The sequence below is a fragment of the Serratia sp. X3 genome, assembly GCF_014982455.1.
Lineage (GTDB): Bacteria > Pseudomonadota > Gammaproteobacteria > Enterobacterales > Enterobacteriaceae > Serratia > Serratia ureilytica.
Map to the genome: position 1 here is coordinate 1063680 of NZ_JADCNB010000001.1, position 17008 is coordinate 1080687.

General features: G+C 59.1%; 16 protein-coding genes. 6 read left to right on the forward strand and 10 right to left on the reverse strand.

Going from position 1 to position 17008, the window contains the following annotated elements; translation table 11 throughout:
- Positions 1 to 26: 26 nt before the first annotated feature.
- Entirely contained in the window at positions 27 to 530 is a 504-nt protein-coding gene (gene tpx, locus IMX17_RS05035; RefSeq protein WP_004930536.1) for a thiol peroxidase, read from the reverse strand.
- 225 nt (positions 531 to 755) lie between these two features.
- Between tpx and ycjG the strand changes: the two genes are divergently transcribed.
- Positions 756 to 1730 (forward strand): L-Ala-D/L-Glu epimerase, encoded by a 975-nt coding sequence (ycjG, locus tag IMX17_RS05040; RefSeq protein ID WP_193549390.1) that lies wholly within the window; start codon positions 756 to 758, stop codon positions 1728 to 1730.
- Positions 1731 to 1733: 3 nt separating this feature from the next.
- On the opposite strand, the gene mpaA is transcribed toward ycjG, so the two are convergent.
- Positions 1734 to 2441 carry a murein tripeptide amidase MpaA gene (gene mpaA / locus IMX17_RS05045; RefSeq protein WP_033643228.1) on the reverse strand — a complete coding sequence of 236 codons (708 nt, stop codon included), beginning with the start codon at positions 2439 to 2441 and terminating at the stop codon, positions 1734 to 1736.
- 206 nt (positions 2442 to 2647) lie between these two features.
- On the opposite strand from mpaA, the gene IMX17_RS05050 reads away from it, so the two are divergent.
- Both IMX17_RS05050 and IMX17_RS05055 read left to right on the forward strand, forming a co-directional pair.
- Entirely contained in the window at positions 2648 to 2998 is a 351-nt protein-coding gene (locus IMX17_RS05050) for a hypothetical protein (protein WP_015378006.1), read from the forward strand.
- Positions 2999 to 3155: 157 nt separating this feature from the next.
- Entirely contained in the window at positions 3156 to 4790 is a 1635-nt protein-coding gene (locus IMX17_RS05055) for an ABC transporter substrate-binding protein (RefSeq protein WP_046898226.1), read from the forward strand.
- Positions 4791 to 4950: 160 nt separating this feature from the next.
- Here IMX17_RS05055 and IMX17_RS05060 read toward each other — a convergent pair whose 3' ends face one another.
- The 3 genes from IMX17_RS05060 to IMX17_RS05070 form a co-directional block, all read right to left on the reverse strand.
- Positions 4951 to 5199 carry a hypothetical protein gene (locus IMX17_RS05060; protein WP_004930507.1) on the reverse strand — a complete coding sequence of 83 codons (249 nt, stop codon included), beginning with the start codon at positions 5197 to 5199 and terminating at the stop codon, positions 4951 to 4953.
- Between the two features lie 194 nt (positions 5200 to 5393).
- The gene (locus tag IMX17_RS05065; protein ID WP_182264374.1) at positions 5394 to 6485 is read right to left on the reverse strand and encodes a hypothetical protein; all 1092 of its coding nucleotides are present in this window, start codon (positions 6483 to 6485) and stop codon (positions 5394 to 5396) included.
- Positions 6437 to 7246: a hypothetical protein gene (locus IMX17_RS05070; protein ID WP_227414458.1), complete on the reverse strand. Its 810-nt coding sequence runs from the start codon at positions 7244 to 7246 to the stop codon at positions 6437 to 6439. The genes IMX17_RS05065 and IMX17_RS05070 overlap by 49 nt, the downstream gene beginning before the upstream one ends.
- A 50-nt stretch (positions 7247 to 7296) precedes the next feature.
- Between IMX17_RS05070 and zntB the strand changes: the two genes are divergently transcribed.
- Positions 7297 to 8280 (forward strand): zinc transporter ZntB, encoded by a 984-nt coding sequence (gene zntB / locus IMX17_RS05075; protein WP_033643224.1) that lies wholly within the window; start codon positions 7297 to 7299, stop codon positions 8278 to 8280.
- Positions 8281 to 8497: 217 nt separating this feature from the next.
- Here zntB and IMX17_RS05080 read toward each other — a convergent pair whose 3' ends face one another.
- The 3 genes from IMX17_RS05080 to nifJ form a co-directional block, all read right to left on the reverse strand.
- Entirely contained in the window at positions 8498 to 8896 is a 399-nt protein-coding gene (locus IMX17_RS05080; RefSeq protein WP_033643223.1) for a VOC family protein, read from the reverse strand.
- A 147-nt stretch (positions 8897 to 9043) separates the two neighbouring features.
- Positions 9044 to 9982, reverse strand: a complete 939-nt coding sequence (ttcA, locus tag IMX17_RS05085; RefSeq protein ID WP_182264375.1) for a tRNA 2-thiocytidine(32) synthetase TtcA — start codon at positions 9980 to 9982, stop codon at positions 9044 to 9046.
- Positions 9983 to 10211: 229 nt separating this feature from the next.
- A complete protein-coding gene (nifJ, locus tag IMX17_RS05090; protein ID WP_182264376.1) occupies positions 10212 to 13745 on the reverse strand; it encodes a pyruvate:ferredoxin (flavodoxin) oxidoreductase in 3534 nt (1177 codons plus the stop codon).
- A 246-nt stretch (positions 13746 to 13991) separates the two neighbouring features.
- On the opposite strand from nifJ, the gene ssmE reads away from it, so the two are divergent.
- A complete protein-coding gene (gene ssmE, locus IMX17_RS05095) occupies positions 13992 to 14324 on the forward strand; it encodes a multidrug efflux SMR transporter SsmE (protein WP_033632935.1) in 333 nt (110 codons plus the stop codon).
- Between the two features lie 499 nt (positions 14325 to 14823).
- Complete coding sequence (locus tag IMX17_RS05100; RefSeq protein WP_015377999.1) at positions 14824 to 15078, forward strand: DUF333 domain-containing protein; 255 nt, start codon at positions 14824 to 14826, stop codon at positions 15076 to 15078.
- Between the two features lie 29 nt (positions 15079 to 15107).
- Here IMX17_RS05100 and hslJ read toward each other — a convergent pair whose 3' ends face one another.
- Positions 15108 to 15533: a heat shock protein HslJ gene (gene hslJ / locus IMX17_RS05105; protein ID WP_193549391.1), complete on the reverse strand. Its 426-nt coding sequence runs from the start codon at positions 15531 to 15533 to the stop codon at positions 15108 to 15110.
- A gap of 52 nt (positions 15534 to 15585) precedes the next feature.
- Complete coding sequence (locus IMX17_RS05110; protein ID WP_193549392.1) at positions 15586 to 16578, reverse strand: 2-hydroxyacid dehydrogenase; 993 nt, start codon at positions 16576 to 16578, stop codon at positions 15586 to 15588.
- Between the last annotated feature and the right edge of the window lie 430 nt (positions 16579 to 17008).

Genomic DNA, 17008 nt, shown 5'->3' on the forward strand with positions numbered 1-17008 from the left:
TCTAAAGCCGGCGTTCGCCGGCTTTATTATTTCAGCGCTGCCAGCGCCGCGTCGTAATCCGGCTCGGTGGTGATTTCGTTCACCAGCTCGCTGTACAGCACGTTGTCCTGGCCATCCAGCACCACGACCGCACGCGCGGTCAGGCCCGCCAATGGACCTTCGGCGATTTCAACGCCGTACGCCTGTTTGAACTCGGCGCCGCGCAGGGTGGACAGCGTGACCACGTTGCTCAGGCCTTCCGCGCCGCAGAAACGAGACTGGGCGAACGGCAGATCGGCGGAGATGCACAGCACCACGGTGTTATCCAGGCCGCTGGCCAATTGGTTGAATTTACGCACCGACGTCGCGCAGACGCCGGTATCGATGCTTGGGAAGATGTTCAGGACTTTGCGTTTACCCGCGAAGCTGCTCAGCGCTACGTCTGACAGGTCTTTGGCAACCAGCGAGAAGGCCTTGGCCTGTTCGCCCTGCTGTGGCAGTTTGCCCGCTACGCTGACCGGATTGCCTTGAAAATGTACTGTCTGAGTCATTGCTAGATTCCTTTTACAGGTGTTTATACAAAGGGTATGAACCTGATGGAACGGCGCGCCGGCGACGGCTGTTAACATCAGGTTCACACCCTGACGCCAGTTTATGACAAGCGGGGCGGATTGGATATCAAAGTTTGCTAAATAGTTGTATATATTAGGCTGTTCTATAAAACATCACCGGCGCATCAGCCTGCCTGGATGCGCAGTTTTCGCTCAGGAGCCGTTATGAGAGACATGCGTTTTTACCCGGAAGCCTGGCCGCTGCACACCGCCTTCGTGATCGCGCGCGGCAGCCGCACCGAAGCCCGGGTGGTGGTGGTCGAAATCGAACAGCAGGGCATGCGCGGCGTCGGCGAATGCACGCCGTATCCGCGCTATGGCGAGAGCGAGGAATCGGTGATGGCGCAGCTGGCTGAGATGGCGCCGGCGATCGCGCAGGGCATCACCCGCGAGCAGCTACTGACGCAGATGCCGGCGGGCGCGGCCCGCAACGCGCTGGACTCGGCGCTGTGGGATCTGGAGTGTCGTCTGCACGGGCAGACCCTGTGGCAGCGCAGCGGCGTGACGGCGCCGGCGCAGATCCGCATGGCGCAGACCGTCAGCATCGGTACGCCGGAAGCGATGGCCTTCGCCGCGCGTGAGCTGGAGCGGCAGGGCGCTACGCTGCTGAAGATCAAACTCGACGATCACTATATCAGCGAGCGGCTGGTGGCGATCCGCGCCGCGGTGCCGCAGGCGACGCTGATTGTCGACGCCAATGAATCCTGGCAGGCGGAAGGGCTGGCGGCGCGCTGCCAGCTGTTGGCCGATCTCGGCGTGGCGATGCTGGAGCAGCCGCTGCCGGCCGGTGACGACGCCGCATTGGAACACTTTATTCATCCGCTGCCGATCTGCGCCGATGAGAGCTGCCACACCCGCGCCGATCTGCCGCGGCTGGCGCAACGCTATCAGATGGTCAACATCAAACTGGACAAAACCGGCGGCTTGACCGAGGCGCTGGCGCTGGCGCAGGCCGCGCGCGAACAGGGATTCACCATCATGCTCGGCTGCATGTTGTGCACGTCGCGGGCGATATCCGCCGCCTTGCCGCTGGCGCCGGCGGCGCGCTTCGTCGATCTGGACGGCCCGACCTGGCTGGCGCGGGACGTCGAACCGGGTCTGGCGTTCGAATGCGGGGCGATCGTCGATCTCGCCCCGTAGGGATTAATTCGGGTAGGTCAGCAGTTCGGTCATGGCGTCGATGTAACGCTCACTGGCGGCATCGGCGGAGATCGGCGGGAATTCGGCGGTGATGCACGGCAGCGACAGATCCGCGCACCAACTGCCGAACGAACCGGGCGTTTCATAGCCGACGCTGGTCACCAGCGGGAGTTCGAACTTGTGCGACAGCCAAACGCCGAGCCGCGAGCTGGCGGGATCTTCGATGCAGGCCAGCGGCTCATGGAACGACACCACCCAATGCGGCTTCAGGCGATGGATCAGATGACACAGCGCCTGGGTTTCCGGTTCGGAGCCGGGGCGCCCGCCGGTGGAGAGCCTGACGTCGCGCACCGGCGCCGCGCTGTTCCAGCGATAGACGGTGTCGCCGGAGCGCCAGTTGGCGGCCGGGAAGTTGCGGTTCAGATCGACGCCGTTGGCATTGGCGCGCAGCCCCAGCTGACAGCCGTCGGGGTTGACCGCCAGCACCACGTGGTGGCGCAACTGTTCGGGGGCGATGCTGCGCAGCGCGCAGGACAGGGTTACGATGGCGGCGCTCTCATCGCCGTGGGTGCCGGCGATGATCAGCCCGGTTTCCGGGCCGCTGACCGCCGCCGGGAAATAGAGCAGCGGCGCGCCCAGCAGCGAGCTGCCGTAGTTCTCTCCTGCGACGGCCAACTGGCCACGTTCACTGCGCGGTCGATGTTCGGTCATGGTGTTGTCCCTGAGTTAAAGGCCGAGAGTCATTGTCATTTTATTCAGTGTATTACGCTTTAAGACTTCTTTCCCATCGCAATTGTGCGGCGTTTGCGCGATCTGTGATGCGGTAGCGGCGAAAACGCCAATTAAACCGCACCTGACCTGAGGCTATTGTTATACTAACGGCAGAGTTAAGCCAATCACCCGCAAGAGGATTTAACATGCCAGTAGCCAGAATCATCGCCAGCTATAGCGAAAATGAAAATGACACCATCACGCTGCTGTGCGGCGTAGACGCTGAAAACCAGATCCGTCAGGGGGAATGGTTCGGCGTGGTGAAAAATGACGACGGGCGCGGGGACGAATCGAACTATCCGTTCACCCTGCATATCGATTACCAGAAAGATGCCTTCTATCTCGACTACGGCTACGACGACGCGGATGCGCGTCAGCTGCAAAAAACCGATATCTCGGCTCGTCCGCTGGCTGAGAAAGGCTTCTTCACCGTGTTCGATGAAGAAGAGGGTGAAGAGTTCAGCTATCGCATCAACAGCATCCACCTGTACGACTGACGGTCGCTGCCGCAATCCCACCCGTGCCGCCCTGCGCCGCACGGGTTTTTTATCGCCTGAATCGCACTTTTTGCAACTTCTTGCCCGCGGGCTCTAGGCCGGATGGATCTTGTGCTATATGATAAAAAATTCAGATGGTTAACGGGGGCAAATCATAATGACGGGAAAAAAAATGCAACGGGGTTTTCGTTTGGCGCTCTGCGCGGCGGCGATCGGCGCCTGTATGAGCAGCGCCATGGCGGCGCAGGTTCCCCCGGGCACCGCGCTGGCGGACAAACAGGAAATCGTGCGTCACATTAAAGACGAACCGGCCTCGCTCGATCCGATCAAAGCGGTTGGCTTGCCGGAGGCTCAGCTGGCGCGCGATCTGTTCGAAGGGCTGGTCAATCAGGACGCCAACGGCAAGGTGATCCCCGGCGTCGCCACCCGTTGGCAGACCAGCGACAACCAGACTTATATTTTCCATCTGCGTAAAGACGCGCGTTGGTCAAACGGTGACCCTGTCACGGCAAAAGACTTCGTCTACAGCTGGCAGCGGCTGGTAGAACCGAAAAATCTGTCGCCTTTCGCCTGGTTCGCGCAGCTGGCGGGGATCCAGAACGCCGAGCAGATCATCAGCGGCAAACTGCCGGCCGATCGCTTGGGCGTATCGGCGCCGGATGACTACACACTCAAGGTGCAGTTGGACAAGCCGGTGCCGTACTTCGTCAGCCTGACGGCCAACTTCAGCCTGTTCCCGGTGAACAAGGCGGTGGTGGAAAAATACGGCAACGACTGGACCAAGGTCGGCAATCTGGTGGGCAACGGCGCGTTCAAACTGCAGGAGCGGGTGGTGAACGAGAAGCTGGTGCTGACGCCTAACGACCATTACTGGGATCATGCGCATACCGTGCTGACCAAAGTGACCTTCGTGCCGATCAACCAGGAATCCAACGCCACCAAGCGTTACCTGGCGGGTGACATCGATATTACCGAATCCTTCCCGAAAAACATGTATCAGAAGCTGCTGAAAGACATTCCGGGGCAGGTGTACACTCCGGATCAGCTCGGCACCTATTATTACGCGTTCAACACCCAGCGTGCGCCGACCAACGACGTGCGGGTGCGTCAGGCCTTGTCCTACGCCATCGATCGCAAGATTATCGCGGAGAAAGTGTTGGGCACCGGTGAAAAACCGGCTTATCACTTCACGCCGGACGTCACCGCCGGGTTCAAACCCGAGGCGAGTTTGCTGCAACAGCAGCCGCAGGCGGAGCTGGACGCGCAGGCCAAGGCATTGCTGCAGGCGGCCGGTTACGGCCCGAACAACCCGCTGAAGCTGACGCTGCTGTATAACACCTCGGAGAGCCACCAGAAGATCGCCATCGCCGTGGCCTCGATGTGGAAGAAAAAGCTGGGGATTGACGTCAAGTTGCAAAACCAGGAGTGGAAAACCTACATCGACAGCCGCAATACCGGCAATTTCGATGTGATCCGCGCCTCCTGGGTGGGTGACTATAACGAGGCGTCGACCTTCCTGTCGCTGCTCACCTCCACCCACAGCGGCAATATCGCCAAGTTCAAGAACGCGGACTACGACAAGCTGCTGGCGCAGGCGGGGCGGGAAACCAACCCGGCGGCGGTGACCGCCGATTACAACAAGATGGAACAGATCATTGCCGACCAGGCGCCGATCGCGCCGATATACCAATACACCAACGGCCGCCTGATCAAGCCGTGGGTAAAAGGCTACCCGATCACCAATCCGGAAGACGTGGCCTATAGCCAAACGATGTATATCATCAAACACTGAGTGGGCTTATTTATCGCCCCCGCGCAATGCGGGGGCGTTATTTTTTCTCGGCGGTGAAACCGCGAGGCTAATTAATTTTCCCACGCGATAAACCCCGTTTAATAATAAACAGGGTTGCCATCATCACATTAATATTGTCTATTTCAGAGAGCGGTTACGCTTACAGACAGTCCCGCATGGCGTCCACCACTACGCGGCCGCTCATATCGGTCTGAGTAATGCGGTAGCTGGTGGGATAAGAACGACGGGTACTGAAACGATCGTGGACAGAGACCTTGCCAATCTGCAGGCCGGCGGCGTTTTTCACCACAAACTCACTGATCTCTTCTTGGCCCTGGTTTTGCAAATGGATATTGCTGATTTTTTCCAGCGTATCGCTGGCGTTTATTTTTAAATGGTCGCGTAACATAACTACCTCCTCGTAGTGAGAAAAGTATATGCCCCTAAAATTTGCGCTGAAACAGCTTTGTGTTGATTTATTATTATCATTTTGAATTAAAATTGATAGCAATATGTTAAGTCATAATAATAACGGCATTGCCAGCGCTTTATCGGCGATATTGTCTGATTTATCGGCAATGGTTTATTTCAATGCCGTTATTATTAGTCTGCATTAATGGGGAACAGCGCTTGCCTGGCCGCCGGCGCGGGAAAGACGCAGGCGACGTTGTGTCCACAGCCGGGAACGAGGGTTAACCGATGCGGCTTCTCCGGCGCCAGATAGCGCCGGTCATAGTCGGCATAGGCCAGGGCGCGCTGCAACCGGTAGGGGCCCTGCAGCTGGGCGGCGCAGGATTTGTCGAGTATCCGATAGTAGGCGCCCGGCGCGGTGCCGGTATCACCGTCTGCGGCCAGATAGGAGATATCCGCCGCCGCATAGCGCCGGCGGGCTGTGTCGGCGGTGCGCTGCAGATGAGCGGGAAGCGCTTCCGGACCATATTTCCACTGGTTAGCCTGCGGGCACTGGCCGGCGTCCAGCGTTTGCCAGCGGAAGCGACAGGTTTTTTCACTGCCACAGCGCTCCGGGTGAAGGGGCTGGGGACGCAGGTTGTCATAATAGAGCCAGCTGCCCGGATCGGCGACGACATAGCGCAGACGCACTCCGTCCGGCGGGTTGGCGAAGCCGACATAATGCTGCACGAATTGGGCACCGGCGGAGAAACCGGCGACGGTGATCGACTGCAACGACGGCCAGCGCCGTTTCAGATCGGCCAGCAGGTTATCCATGGCGTTGAACGAGCCGGTTTTCTCGCCATTATCCAAACCGCCTTCGATCCAGGAGTCGCAGCGCCACAGGGCGTCACCCTCTTGCGGCGCCGGTAGCCCTGCGGAACGGCAGCGTGCGGCGAGCGTCTCCGGCACCTGGAACAGCGGGGCGACCAGCAAGCTGTTGTCCCCCGCTCCCTGCGCGGCGTCGATCGCCGCTTGCAATGTCTTGGCGACATCGCGCGGGTGGCCGTGCATCACCACCAGCGCGGTGCGCGGTTGGCGGGAGTGAGCGTGAGCGACAAAATAAGGCAGTGAACCCGCCGCCGTCGGCGCGTGATAGGGCGTGGCGAGGCGTTCTAACACCGGCTCTGCACGAGCCGATTGGCCGAACAGCAGCAGGGCGGCCATTGCGATGCAGCGCAGGCGGCGCATTCTCGTCAGGTTCGGCGCAGCGTAGCGCGCAGTTGTCTCAGGACTTCCCGGCATCGTTGTTCCTCACGCGCGCGTTGATAGTAGCGATAAAAGGCGCGTTCCGAACTGAGGTTGCCCGCGCGTGCCAGCTGCCTGAAGGTCAGGTATGCCAGGCTGAACATAATGATAATAAATAATAAACCGGGGAACAGCAGCTGCCAGCCGTCGGTGATGCGCGCATTAGGCAGATAGTGGAGTGAATAGGGCGTAATCAAGACCCCTAACTGCTGCAGTCCCCATTGAGTCAACGCAGGGAACAGCACCAGCAACGTAACGAACACCAAATACAGCAAGAAATAGCGACAGGAAAGCAAGAAACGCTTGAACGCGTTATTGGCGCTTGGCCGCAAAACGAAGCCTGCGGGCGTGGCACGCAAGATTTGCTGACGGCCACCGGTGAAACGATAGCGTTCCAGCGCCGCTACGCTATCCGGCAATGCCAGCAGCAGCTGCAGCGCAACAAGGCCGGCGCTGCGGTTGCCGATATAGTCGCGAAACCGCAACAGACGTATGGGGGCGCTTTGGGGCTTCTCGACGGATTCGAGCAGGTTTAACAGCTTATCGTGGTTTTCCCGCCGGATGCGAAAAGGCGTTTTGACCACGGCGATAAACAGCGTAATGACGGTCGGTAGGACGATTTTCAAGATATCTGCGGTGCTGATTTGTAACATGCGAGTTTCCTCTCGGGCTGTCTTGCGTTCCTGGCAGCAGAAGTATAGACCACGCTTATGGGACAACATGAAAACTGGCGTTACAGCTTGGTCTTTGATCTCCAAGGCGTTAACGCTAGACTCAGCAACATAAGCAAGACTGAGGGGATAAATGAATGGATGTGATTGAGGGGAGCGAGCTGCAGGTCGCCGACGCGGTTTACGCCTACCAGCTGGATGGCAAGGGCGGCGTCACGCCGATCGAGCGGGATGACAAGATCACCTGCGACGCGCCTTGCTGGCTGCATCTTGATTACGCGCACCCGGCCAGCGCCGAATGGCTGAGCACCACGCCGCTGCTGCCGGACTCGGTGCGCGAAGCGCTCTCCGGCGAAAGCTCACGGCCGCGCGTCAGCCGCCAGGGCGAAGGCACCATGATCACGCTGCGCAGCATCAACTTTAACGCCAACTCACGGCCAGACCAGTTGGTCACCATTCGCGTGTACATCACCGATAAACTGATTATCTCCACGCGGCACCGCAAGGTGTATTCCATCGATCAGGTGGTGAACGATTTGCAAAGCGGCGCCGGGCCGACCAACAGCGGCAACTGGCTGGTGGAGATTTCCGATGCGTTGACCGATCACACCAGCGAATTCATTGAGGATCTGCACGACAAGATTATCGATCTGGAGGACGCCTTGCTGGAACAGCAGGTGCCGGAGCGTGGCCAGCTGGCGTTGATCCGTAAACAGCTTATCGTACTGCGCCGTTATATGGCGCCGCAGCGTGACGTTTTCGCACGGCTGGCCAGCGATCGCCTGCCGTGGATGAGCGACGACGATCGCCGCCGCATGCAGGACATCGCGGATCGCCTGGGGCGCGGGTTGGACGATCTGGACGGCAGCATCGCGCGTACCGCCATCTTGTCCGACGAAATTACCACGGTGATGGCCGACGCGATGAACCGCCGCACTTATACCATGTCATTGTTGGCGATGGTATTTCTGCCGACCACCTTCCTGACCGGGCTGTTTGGCGTCAACCTTGGCGGCATACCGGGCGGCGGCAACCCCTTCGGTTTCGCGGCATTTTGCCTGATGCTGGTCGGGTTGGTGCTTGGCGTCGCCTGGTGGCTGAAGCGCAGCCGCTGGCTGTAGGCGAAAATGACGAAAACCCGGTTAACATTGAGCAAAATCAACATTTAGCCGGGGGAAATGGGGCATGATCTCTCTCGCAGGTGAATGCAACGTCAAGCGATGGGCGTTGCGCTCCATAATTGTCTTACTTTCTTATTTTTGAATTACTGCATAGCACATTTGATTCGTACAATGCCGGTTTAATCACCGGCATTTTTTTATTCGATTTCTCTCTTCCTCAGGCCGCACTTTCATCCCAGAAGCTGGCTTCAATCTTGTGCCCATCCAAATCACGGACAAAGCAGCCGTAGTAAGCCTCACCGTAGTGCGGCCGCGAACCGGGCGCGCCTTCATCGACGGCGCCGGCCAGCAGCGCCTGGCGATGGAATTCATCCACCTGTTGCTTGCTGGTCGCGAAAAAACCGACGTGCGTGCCGTTGCCGGGTGAAGCGGGCTGGCCGTCGATCGGCACCTGCAGCCAGAACTCCGGGTAGTCGCGGCCATAACCGATCGCGCCGGGATGTTCCAGCACCCGTCGGCAGCCCAAGGCGGCCAGCGTGCGATCGTAAAAGGCCGCGGCGGCGACGAAATCGTTCGAGCCCAGCGAGACGTGGGACAGGCAGGGGGTGATATTCATTGCGCGATCTCCATATGACTGTATAAATGAACAGTATAAGATATAAACGGCATCGCCCAGCAAATTTTGCGCAAACTGTGAACAGGATCGAGATCGTCGAGAGAGGGAAAAGGTCGCCGCTCGCAGGGTGGCAAGCGGCGAGGGGGCTTATTTGATTTCCAGCACGTCCAAACGCGCCGGCGCAGGCGCCGCGTCGTCCGAATCTTCCGGCTGCCAGCCGACCGGCTGCATCGGAATGTCTTCGCGATCGAAGGCCAAATCGCCGCCGTCCACCACCGCGCTGCCGTGGTGAATGCCTTTGAAATCGAACAGATTGATATCGCTCAGGTGCGAAGGCACCACGTTTTGCATGGCGCTGAACATGGTTTCCAGCCGGCCTGGGTAACGTTTGTCCCAGTCGCGCAGCATGTCGCCGATCACCTGGCGCTGCAGATTAGGCTGAGAGCCGCACAGATTGCATGGAATGATCGGGAACGCTTTGGCGATCGAGAAACGCTCGATGTCTTTCTCGCGGCAATAGGCCAGCGGACGAATGACCACGTGCTTACCGTCGTCACTCATCAGTTTGGGCGGCATGCCTTTCATCTTGCCGCCGTAGAACATGTTGAGGAACAGCGTCTGCAGAATATCGTCGCGGTGGTGGCCCAGCGCGATCTTGGTGGCGCCCAGTTCGGTGGCGGTGCGATACAGAATGCCGCGGCGCAGGCGCGAGCACAGTGAACAGGTGGTTTTGCCTTCCGGGATCTTGTCTTTAACGATGCTGTAGGTGTTTTCTTCGACGATCTTGTACTCCACCCCCAGGCTTTCCAGATAGGCGGGCAGAATATGCTCCGGGAAGCCGGGCTGTTTCTGGTCGAGGTTCACCGCCACCAGCGAGAAGTTGACCGGCGCGCTCTGCTGCAGATTGCGCAGGATCTCCAGCATGGTGTAGCTGTCTTTGCCGCCGGACAGACAGACCATGATGCGGTCGCCTTCTTCAATCATATTGAAATCGGCGATCGCTTCGCCCACGTTGCGGCGCAGGCGCTTTTGCAATTTGTTCAGGTTGTACTGCTCTTTTTGGCTAACGGATTGCTTTTCTGACATTTAAATCGTGCTCATTCTCAATGGGGGGCACTAGGGGCATGGCGTTGTAGACCGCGAGTTTACCATTCAACCGGCCGATTTTGATCATTATTCATCATCCAGCTTCCACGCGCCCGACGCGAGGCCTGTATGGTACGGATTGCGCGCAGGAATGCCAGCAGGTTTTATTGCTACGCCTTACGTCAACGATAAAAGATCAGGGCGCGGATCGCTCGCGCCCTGAGGGAGGTTACTCTGCGGCGGACTTTTCCGCCTTGCCGGCCAGCAGGCTGAGGAAATCGTATTTCTCCTTCAGCTCTTTCTCGGCGGCCTGATACAGCGCGCTGGCCACCTCCGGCTGCTGCGCGTTCAGGCGGCGGAAACGCTGTTCTTTCAGCAGCGTTTCCGACAGGTTGCTGTTCGGCGGCCGCGAATCCAACGCCAATGCGGCCTTGCCCTCGGCGCTGCGGCGCGGATCGAAGCGGTACAGCGGCCAGAAGCCGGTGGCGGTCAGCTGTTTCATCTGATCGTGGCTGAGCGCCAGATCGTAGCCGTGCTCTTCGCACGGGCTGTAGGCGATGATCAGCGACGGCCCCGGATAGGCCTCGGCCTCCTGAATTGCCTTCACCGTCTGGTTGAGCTGCGCCCCCAGCGAGATCTGCGCAACGTAAACATGGCCGTACATCATCATGCTGACGCCCAGATCCTTGCGCGCCTTGCGCTTGCCGTGCTCGCCGAACTTGGTCACCGCGCCGAGCGGCGTGGCCTTCGACTGCTGGCCGCCGGTGTTGGAATAGCACTGGGTGTCGAGCACCAGCACGTTGACGTTCTCCGTCAGGCTGAGAACGTGATCCAAACCGCCGAAGCCGATGTCGTAGGCCCAGCCGTCACCGCCGATCAGCCAGATGGATTTATCCACCAGATAGTCGGCGTCGGTCGCCAGCTGGCGCGCATCTTCACCCTCTATACTCGCCAGCAGCGCGCGCAGTTCGGCGATTTGCTTGCGGCGCGGCTCCGGCGCCACGTCTTCCATCTGCAGGGCATTGACCAATTGCTCAGGCAACTGCGGCGCCAGCGAATTCAGCAGGCGCAGCACCCGCGCGCGATGTTGATCGACCGTCAAACGGAAGCCCAGGCCGAATTCGGCGTTGTCTTCGAACAGCGAGTTTGCCCATGCCGGCCCGCGCCCTTCGGCGTTGGTGGTGTACGGCGTGGTCGGCAGGTTGCCGCCGTAGATCGACGAACAGCCGGTGGCGTTGGCGATCAGCAAACGGTCGCCATAGAGCTGGGTCAACAGCTTGATGTACGGCGTTTCTCCGCAGCCGGAGCAGGCGCCGGAGTACTCGAACAGCGGCGTGATCAGCTGCGAGGTGCGAATGTCGATGCGTTCCAGCTGCGCCGTATCGATTTCCGGCAGCTGCAGGAAGAAATCGTAGTTGTCTTTTTCCGCCGTCAGATTATCGAGGCGTGAGGCCATATTGATGGCCTTGATCTCTGGGTTCTGGCGATCTTTCGCCGGGCAGACCTCGACGCACAGGTTACAGCCGGTGCAATCCTCCGGCGCCACTTGCAGCACGTATTTCTGCCCGCGCATATCGCGCGCTTTGACATCCAGCGACTGCAGGGAGGCGGGGGCGTGTTCCATCTCCACCGGCTGCACGACCTTGGCGCGAATGGCGGAGTGCGGACAGGCGGCGACGCAATGGTTGCACTGGGTGCACAGGTCGGGCTGCCAGACCGGGATCGCTTCGGCGATGTTGCGTTTTTCCCACTGGGTGGTGCCCACCGGCCAGGTGCCGTCCGGCGGGAAGGCGGAAACCGGCAGCGCATCGCCCAGTCCGGCCAGCATCGCCGCGGTAACGGTTTTGACGAAGTCCGGCGCGGCGTCCGAGACCACCGGCGGGCGCATCGGGCTGCTGTCGTCGACCGGCTGCAGCGGGATTTCAATCAGCGCGCCGCGGGTGGCGCCCAGCGCCTGCCAGTTGCGCTCGACGATCTCCTGGCCTTTGCTGCTGTAGCTGCGGGCGATGGCGTCCTGCAGCTGTTGCAGCGCCACGTCGCTCGGCAGGATCTGCGTCAGATGGAAAAACGCCATCTGCATCACGGTGTTGATGCGTGCGCCGAGCCGGCATTCACGCGCCAGCTTGGCGGCGTTGATGATATAGAAACGCGCCTGGCGTTGGTGCAGCAGCGCCTGAACTTCCTGCGGCAGGCGCGACCAGACTTCGTCGGCGCCGTAAGGGGTATTGAGCAGGAAGGTGCCGCCGGGTTTGAGGCGCTCAACCATCTGGTACTTATCGATAAACTGCAGCTGGTGGCAGCCGACGAAATCCGCCTGGCTGACCAGATAGGCCGAATTGATCGGCTGCTCGCTGACGCGCAGATGCGAGACCGTCAGGCCGCCGGCCTTTTTGGAGTCGTAGACGAAATAGCCCTGCGCATACAGCGGCGTGGCGTTGCCGATGATTTTGATGTTGTTCTTGGTGGCCGAGACCGAGCCGTCGCTGCCCAAACCGTAGAATAGCGCTTCCAGCGAGGCGCGCTGCGGCAGGATTTCGTCGCTCAGCGGCAGCGAAAGGCCGGTGACGTCATCGAAGATGCCGACGGTGAAGCGCGGGCGCGGTTGCGGCTGGGCCAGCTCGCGAAACACCGCCAGCGCGCAGTCCGGGCCGAACTCCTTCGACGACAGGCCGTAACGGCCGCCGATCACTCGCGGCAGCGTGGCGCGCTCGCCCCGGCTGTAGGCTTCCGCCAGCGCGGTCATCACGTCCAGATACAGCGGCTCGGCCAGCGCGCCCGGCTCTTTGGTGCGATCGAGCACCGCGACGCTGCGCACGCTGTCCGGCAGCGCGCCGAGCAGGTGTTTGGCGGAGAACGGCCGGAACAGTCGCACTTTCAGCACGCCGACTTTTTCGCCGCGGGTCAGCAGGGTGTCGATCACTTCTTCGCAGGTGCCGGCGGCGGAGCCCATCACCACCACCACGCGTTCGGCCTGCGGGTGGCCGTAATAGTCGAACGGCCGGTAGTGGCGGCCAGTGAGGGCGGCGAAGGCCTCCATGGCGTCGATCACGTGCTGGTCGGTGGCGTCATACCAAGGGTTGGTGGCCTCGCGCGACTGGAAATAGGTGTCAGGGTTGGCGGAAGTGCCGCGCACCACCGGATGATCCGGCGACAGCGCCCGGCGGCGGTGAGCGTCGATCGCTTCCTGCGGCAGCATGTGCCGCAGCGTATCGTCGCTCAGCGGCACGATCTTGTTGATTTCGTGCGAGGTGCGGAACCCATCGAAGAAATGAATAAACGGCACGCGCGCGTTGAGGGTGGCGGTCTGCGAGATCAATGCGAAGTCCTGCGCTTCCTGCACGCTGCTGGCGCACAGCATGGCGCAGCCGGTCTGGCGCACCGCCATCACGTCAGAGTGATCGCCGAAAATTGACAGCGCGTGCGTGGCCACGGTGCGCGCGGCGACATGCAGCACAAACGGCGTCAGCTCGCCGGCCAGTTTGTACAGCGTCGGGATCATCAGCAGCAGACCCTGCGATGAGGTGAACGAGGTGGACAGCGCGCCGGTCTGCAAGGCGCCGTGCACGGTAGCGATCGCGCCGCCCTCCGACTGCATTTCCACCACTCGCGGGATATCACCCCAGATGTTTTGCCGGCCATCGCCGGACCAGGCGTCCGCCTGCTCCGCCATGGTTGAACTTGGCGTGATAGGGTAGATGGCAATCACTTCGTTGGTGCGATAGGCCACGGAAGCGACTGCATTATTACCATCTGTAGTTATCATCGACATTACCTTTTCATTGCTCACAAAGCCGCGAAAGCGCACTTTCGCAGTAATGGAAAAAAGTCTAACAGGGGTTTGAACGCGGCTTTATCGCGTTTGTGTGGCGGGCGATAAATCGGCAAGCGTATCGGGCATCGCTATTTGCATTGCCGGTTGAGGTCCTTCAATAAATTGTTTTCGCCGTTTAAAGACAATTTATTTCCGGCGCGTCATAATTACGCATCGGTAAACTGACAGAAGAAAACCATGAGCGGATTTATGTATTTGACGATGGCGATAGTCGCGGAAGTGATCGCCACCACCATGTTGAAAGCCTCCGAGGGCTTTACCCGTCTGTGGCCGTCGCTGCTGGTGGTGCTGGGCTACGGCGTGGCGTTTTGGGGGCTGTCGATGGTGGTCAAGAGCATGCCGCTGGGCATTGTGTATGCGATTTGGTCGGGCATGGGGATCGTGCTGGTGTCGGTCGCGGCGGTATTCGTTTATCAGCAAAAATTGGATTGGCCGGCGATTGTCGGCATGGGATTAATTATTGCCGGCGTGCTGGTAATTAATTTACTGTCGAAAGCCTCGGTGCACTGAATGTTATTTTGATGTAAAAAAAGCCGGCGTGACAGCAAGTCGCGCCGGTTGAAGAATTCAGCCATCATTCACTGAAAATAGTGGAATGCTAATTAGTTAGCGCCGTCAGCATAGACGCAAATATCATCCTCTCCGGTAGCAAAAAATGCGCCGTCACGCCGAAAGCACGCGGGGTTAATTAATATCGATATCATGCGAAGAAACCCCGTCGCCGGCAACGGTGACGTTATCACTTTCTCTCTGCGGCCGGGGCGGGCGGTGGGTGCCGCTGTCACGTTTAACCTCCCGCAATGGGGGCGGAAATATTCTGCAAACAAAATAAATGTCCGGCCGGCGCAAAAAAACCACAAATAATGGCCGGAATATATTTTCATTATTTATATATCGAGCTAGATTAAACAAGTTTGCATCAAAGATAGCGAAACGTGTCCGCCAAGTGACGCGCGTTATCGGCAATGGCGATTTTACACAGCGCAGTTCCGGGTTCAGGAGTGGGATAATGACGACATCAAAATGGCTGCTTGCCAGCGCCGTGCTGCTTTTAGCCGCCTGCAGCAGCAACAACGAAGAGCCAGTACAGCAGGGCAACAGTGCCAGAATCAACACGTTGCAGACCAGCGCCGGTTGCGCGGCGGTCGGCGGCGTCACCACCATCGCGCACAACTTGAACGGTGAAGCGCTGCGCATGTGCCAGATGCCGAACGGCAAACAGTGTGAGGAACGCACGCTGGGCCTGGGCAGCTGCGCCGGGTAAGCCCACGGCGCCAGGCCTGGCGTCCAGAATCAATATACCCAGTCGCGCAGGGCATAAACCAGCGTGTGGCCGCTGCCGTTGAGCGTCAGCTGCTGCGCGCTCAGCGTCACTTCGGCGCCGTTTTCCAGCACGGTGCCGATCACCCGATCCCAGCGATTGCGCTGCTCATCAGGGCACAGCCTGCGCGTCGAGGCCAACGGTTTTACCGTCAGTACGCCGTCACGTAATTGCCCCTGGCCGAAAAAGCGGTTGCACATCGCGCCGGACACATGCAGGTTCTCGCCGAACTCCAGATTGAGCAGGCCGCTGCCCGTTGGGGCTTTTGCCGCTTCGCCATCGACGCTCTGCAACACGAAATTATGATGCATCAGATCGCCGGGCGTAACGGTCGCGTGTGGTTTCATGCTGCATCCCCCCAAGACCAGCCCCGCCAGGGCGACCATCGTTGTTCTCATCGTCGCGCTCCTAAATAAACAGGGCGCCGCAAGGGGCGCCCCGAGATGCCGTTCACGCGTTCAACTGGTTCGGGCAGGCTTCGCCGCGATCCAATTGGCTGATGTTCTGCAGCGTGGTTTGCGAAATGCTGGTCAGCGCCTCTTCGGTCAGGAAAGCCTGATGGCCGGTGAACAGCACGTTGTGGCAGGCCGACAGGCGGCGGAATACGTCATCCTGAATCACGTCGTTAGACTTGTCTTCAAAGAACAGATCCCGTTCGTTCTCGTAGACGTCCATCCCGAGCGCGCCGATTTTTTGCTGCTTCAACGCGTCAATGGCGGCGGTAGAGTCGATCAGCGCGCCGCGGCTGGTGTTGATCACCATTACGCCGTTTTTCATCATCGAGAAGGCGTCGGCATTCAGCAGATGGTGGTTTTCCGGCGTCAGCGGGCAGTGCAGGGTGATTACGTCGGATTGCGCGTACAGCGTTTTCAGGTCGACATACTCTGCGCCCAGTTCCAGCGCCTGTTCGCTGGGGAACGGATCGTAAGCCAGCAGCTTCATGCCGAAGCCTTTGAGAATACGCATCGTCGCCACGCCGATTTTACCGGTACCGATCACGCCGGCAGTGCGATTGTGCATGTTAAAGCCGATCAGCCCTTCGAGAGAGAAATTGGCGTCGCGGGTGCGTTGATATGCGCGGTGAATACGGCGGTTCAGGCACATCATCATGCCTACCGCGTGTTCCGCCACGGCTTCCGGCGAGTAGGCCGGCACGCGCACCACCTTGATGCCCAGCGCTTTGGCGGCGTCCAGATCGACGTTATTAAAACCGGCGCAGCGCAGGGCGAGAATTTCGACGCCCAGCGCCGCCAGTTCTTCGAGCACTTCACGGCTACCGTCGTCGTTGACGAAGATACACACCGCCTTGCAACCGGCGGCGGTTTTGGCGGTTTTTTTACTGAGTAAAAAGTCGAAGAATTCCAGCTCATAGCCAAACTGCTGATTCACCAGTTCGAGATATTTACGGTCATACTGTTTAGTGCTGTATATCGCCAATTTCATCGTGGTTTCTCCACCGTGATTTTGTGATCAATTTAACAGATTTTAGTAAATTCGACAATTGGTTAGCCACGCTGCAGGGCTGCTGTGGGTTGGCGACGGTGAAGGGAAGGCGACGGTGAGGCGAGCGACAAAAAAATCCCCACGGGGGTGTGGGGAATGGCTTCTCTAGTACACAGTTAGCTAGCAGCTAAACTTTTATTAGAATGCTTGCAAGACTATTAATCATCAATGGTAACAACAATAACAAAAGTCTGAAAACTGTCCTATTTATGTGATGTATATGTAACGAAAATCTACAACTCCGCGCACGCCTGCGCCAAAAGGGTGCAAATCGCCTCTGCGACCGCGCTCAGCTTCACCCTATGTCAAATTCGTGCCATCATTATTGTCAATTCAGGCATAGACTTAACCAATGCCTAACACAGGAACG

Coding starts and splice junctions, on each gene's coding strand:
- tpx (WP_004930536.1), bottom strand. CDS start 530: ATGACTCAGACAGTACATTTTCAAGGCAATCCGGTCAGCGTAGCGGGC.
- ycjG (WP_193549390.1), top strand. CDS start 756: ATGAGAGACATGCGTTTTTACCCGGAAGCCTGGCCGCTGCACACCGCC.
- mpaA (WP_033643228.1), bottom strand. CDS start 2,441: ATGACCGAACATCGACCGCGCAGTGAACGTGGCCAGTTGGCCGTCGCA.
- IMX17_RS05050 (WP_015378006.1), top strand. CDS start 2,648: ATGCCAGTAGCCAGAATCATCGCCAGCTATAGCGAAAATGAAAATGAC.
- IMX17_RS05055 (WP_046898226.1), top strand. CDS start 3,156: ATGACGGGAAAAAAAATGCAACGGGGTTTTCGTTTGGCGCTCTGCGCG.
- IMX17_RS05060 (WP_004930507.1), bottom strand. CDS start 5,199: ATGTTACGCGACCATTTAAAAATAAACGCCAGCGATACGCTGGAAAAA.
- IMX17_RS05065 (WP_182264374.1), bottom strand. CDS start 6,485: ATGCCGGGAAGTCCTGAGACAACTGCGCGCTACGCTGCGCCGAACCTG.
- zntB (WP_033643224.1), top strand. CDS start 7,297: ATGGATGTGATTGAGGGGAGCGAGCTGCAGGTCGCCGACGCGGTTTAC.
- IMX17_RS05080 (WP_033643223.1), bottom strand. CDS start 8,896: ATGAATATCACCCCCTGCCTGTCCCACGTCTCGCTGGGCTCGAACGAT.
- ttcA (WP_182264375.1), bottom strand. CDS start 9,982: ATGTCAGAAAAGCAATCCGTTAGCCAAAAAGAGCAGTACAACCTGAAC.
- nifJ (WP_182264376.1), bottom strand. CDS start 13,745: ATGATAACTACAGATGGTAATAATGCAGTCGCTTCCGTGGCCTATCGC.
- ssmE (WP_033632935.1), top strand. CDS start 13,992: ATGAGCGGATTTATGTATTTGACGATGGCGATAGTCGCGGAAGTGATC.
- IMX17_RS05100 (WP_015377999.1), top strand. CDS start 14,824: ATGACGACATCAAAATGGCTGCTTGCCAGCGCCGTGCTGCTTTTAGCC.
- hslJ (WP_193549391.1), bottom strand. CDS start 15,533: ATGAGAACAACGATGGTCGCCCTGGCGGGGCTGGTCTTGGGGGGATGC.
- IMX17_RS05110 (WP_193549392.1), bottom strand. CDS start 16,578: ATGAAATTGGCGATATACAGCACTAAACAGTATGACCGTAAATATCTC.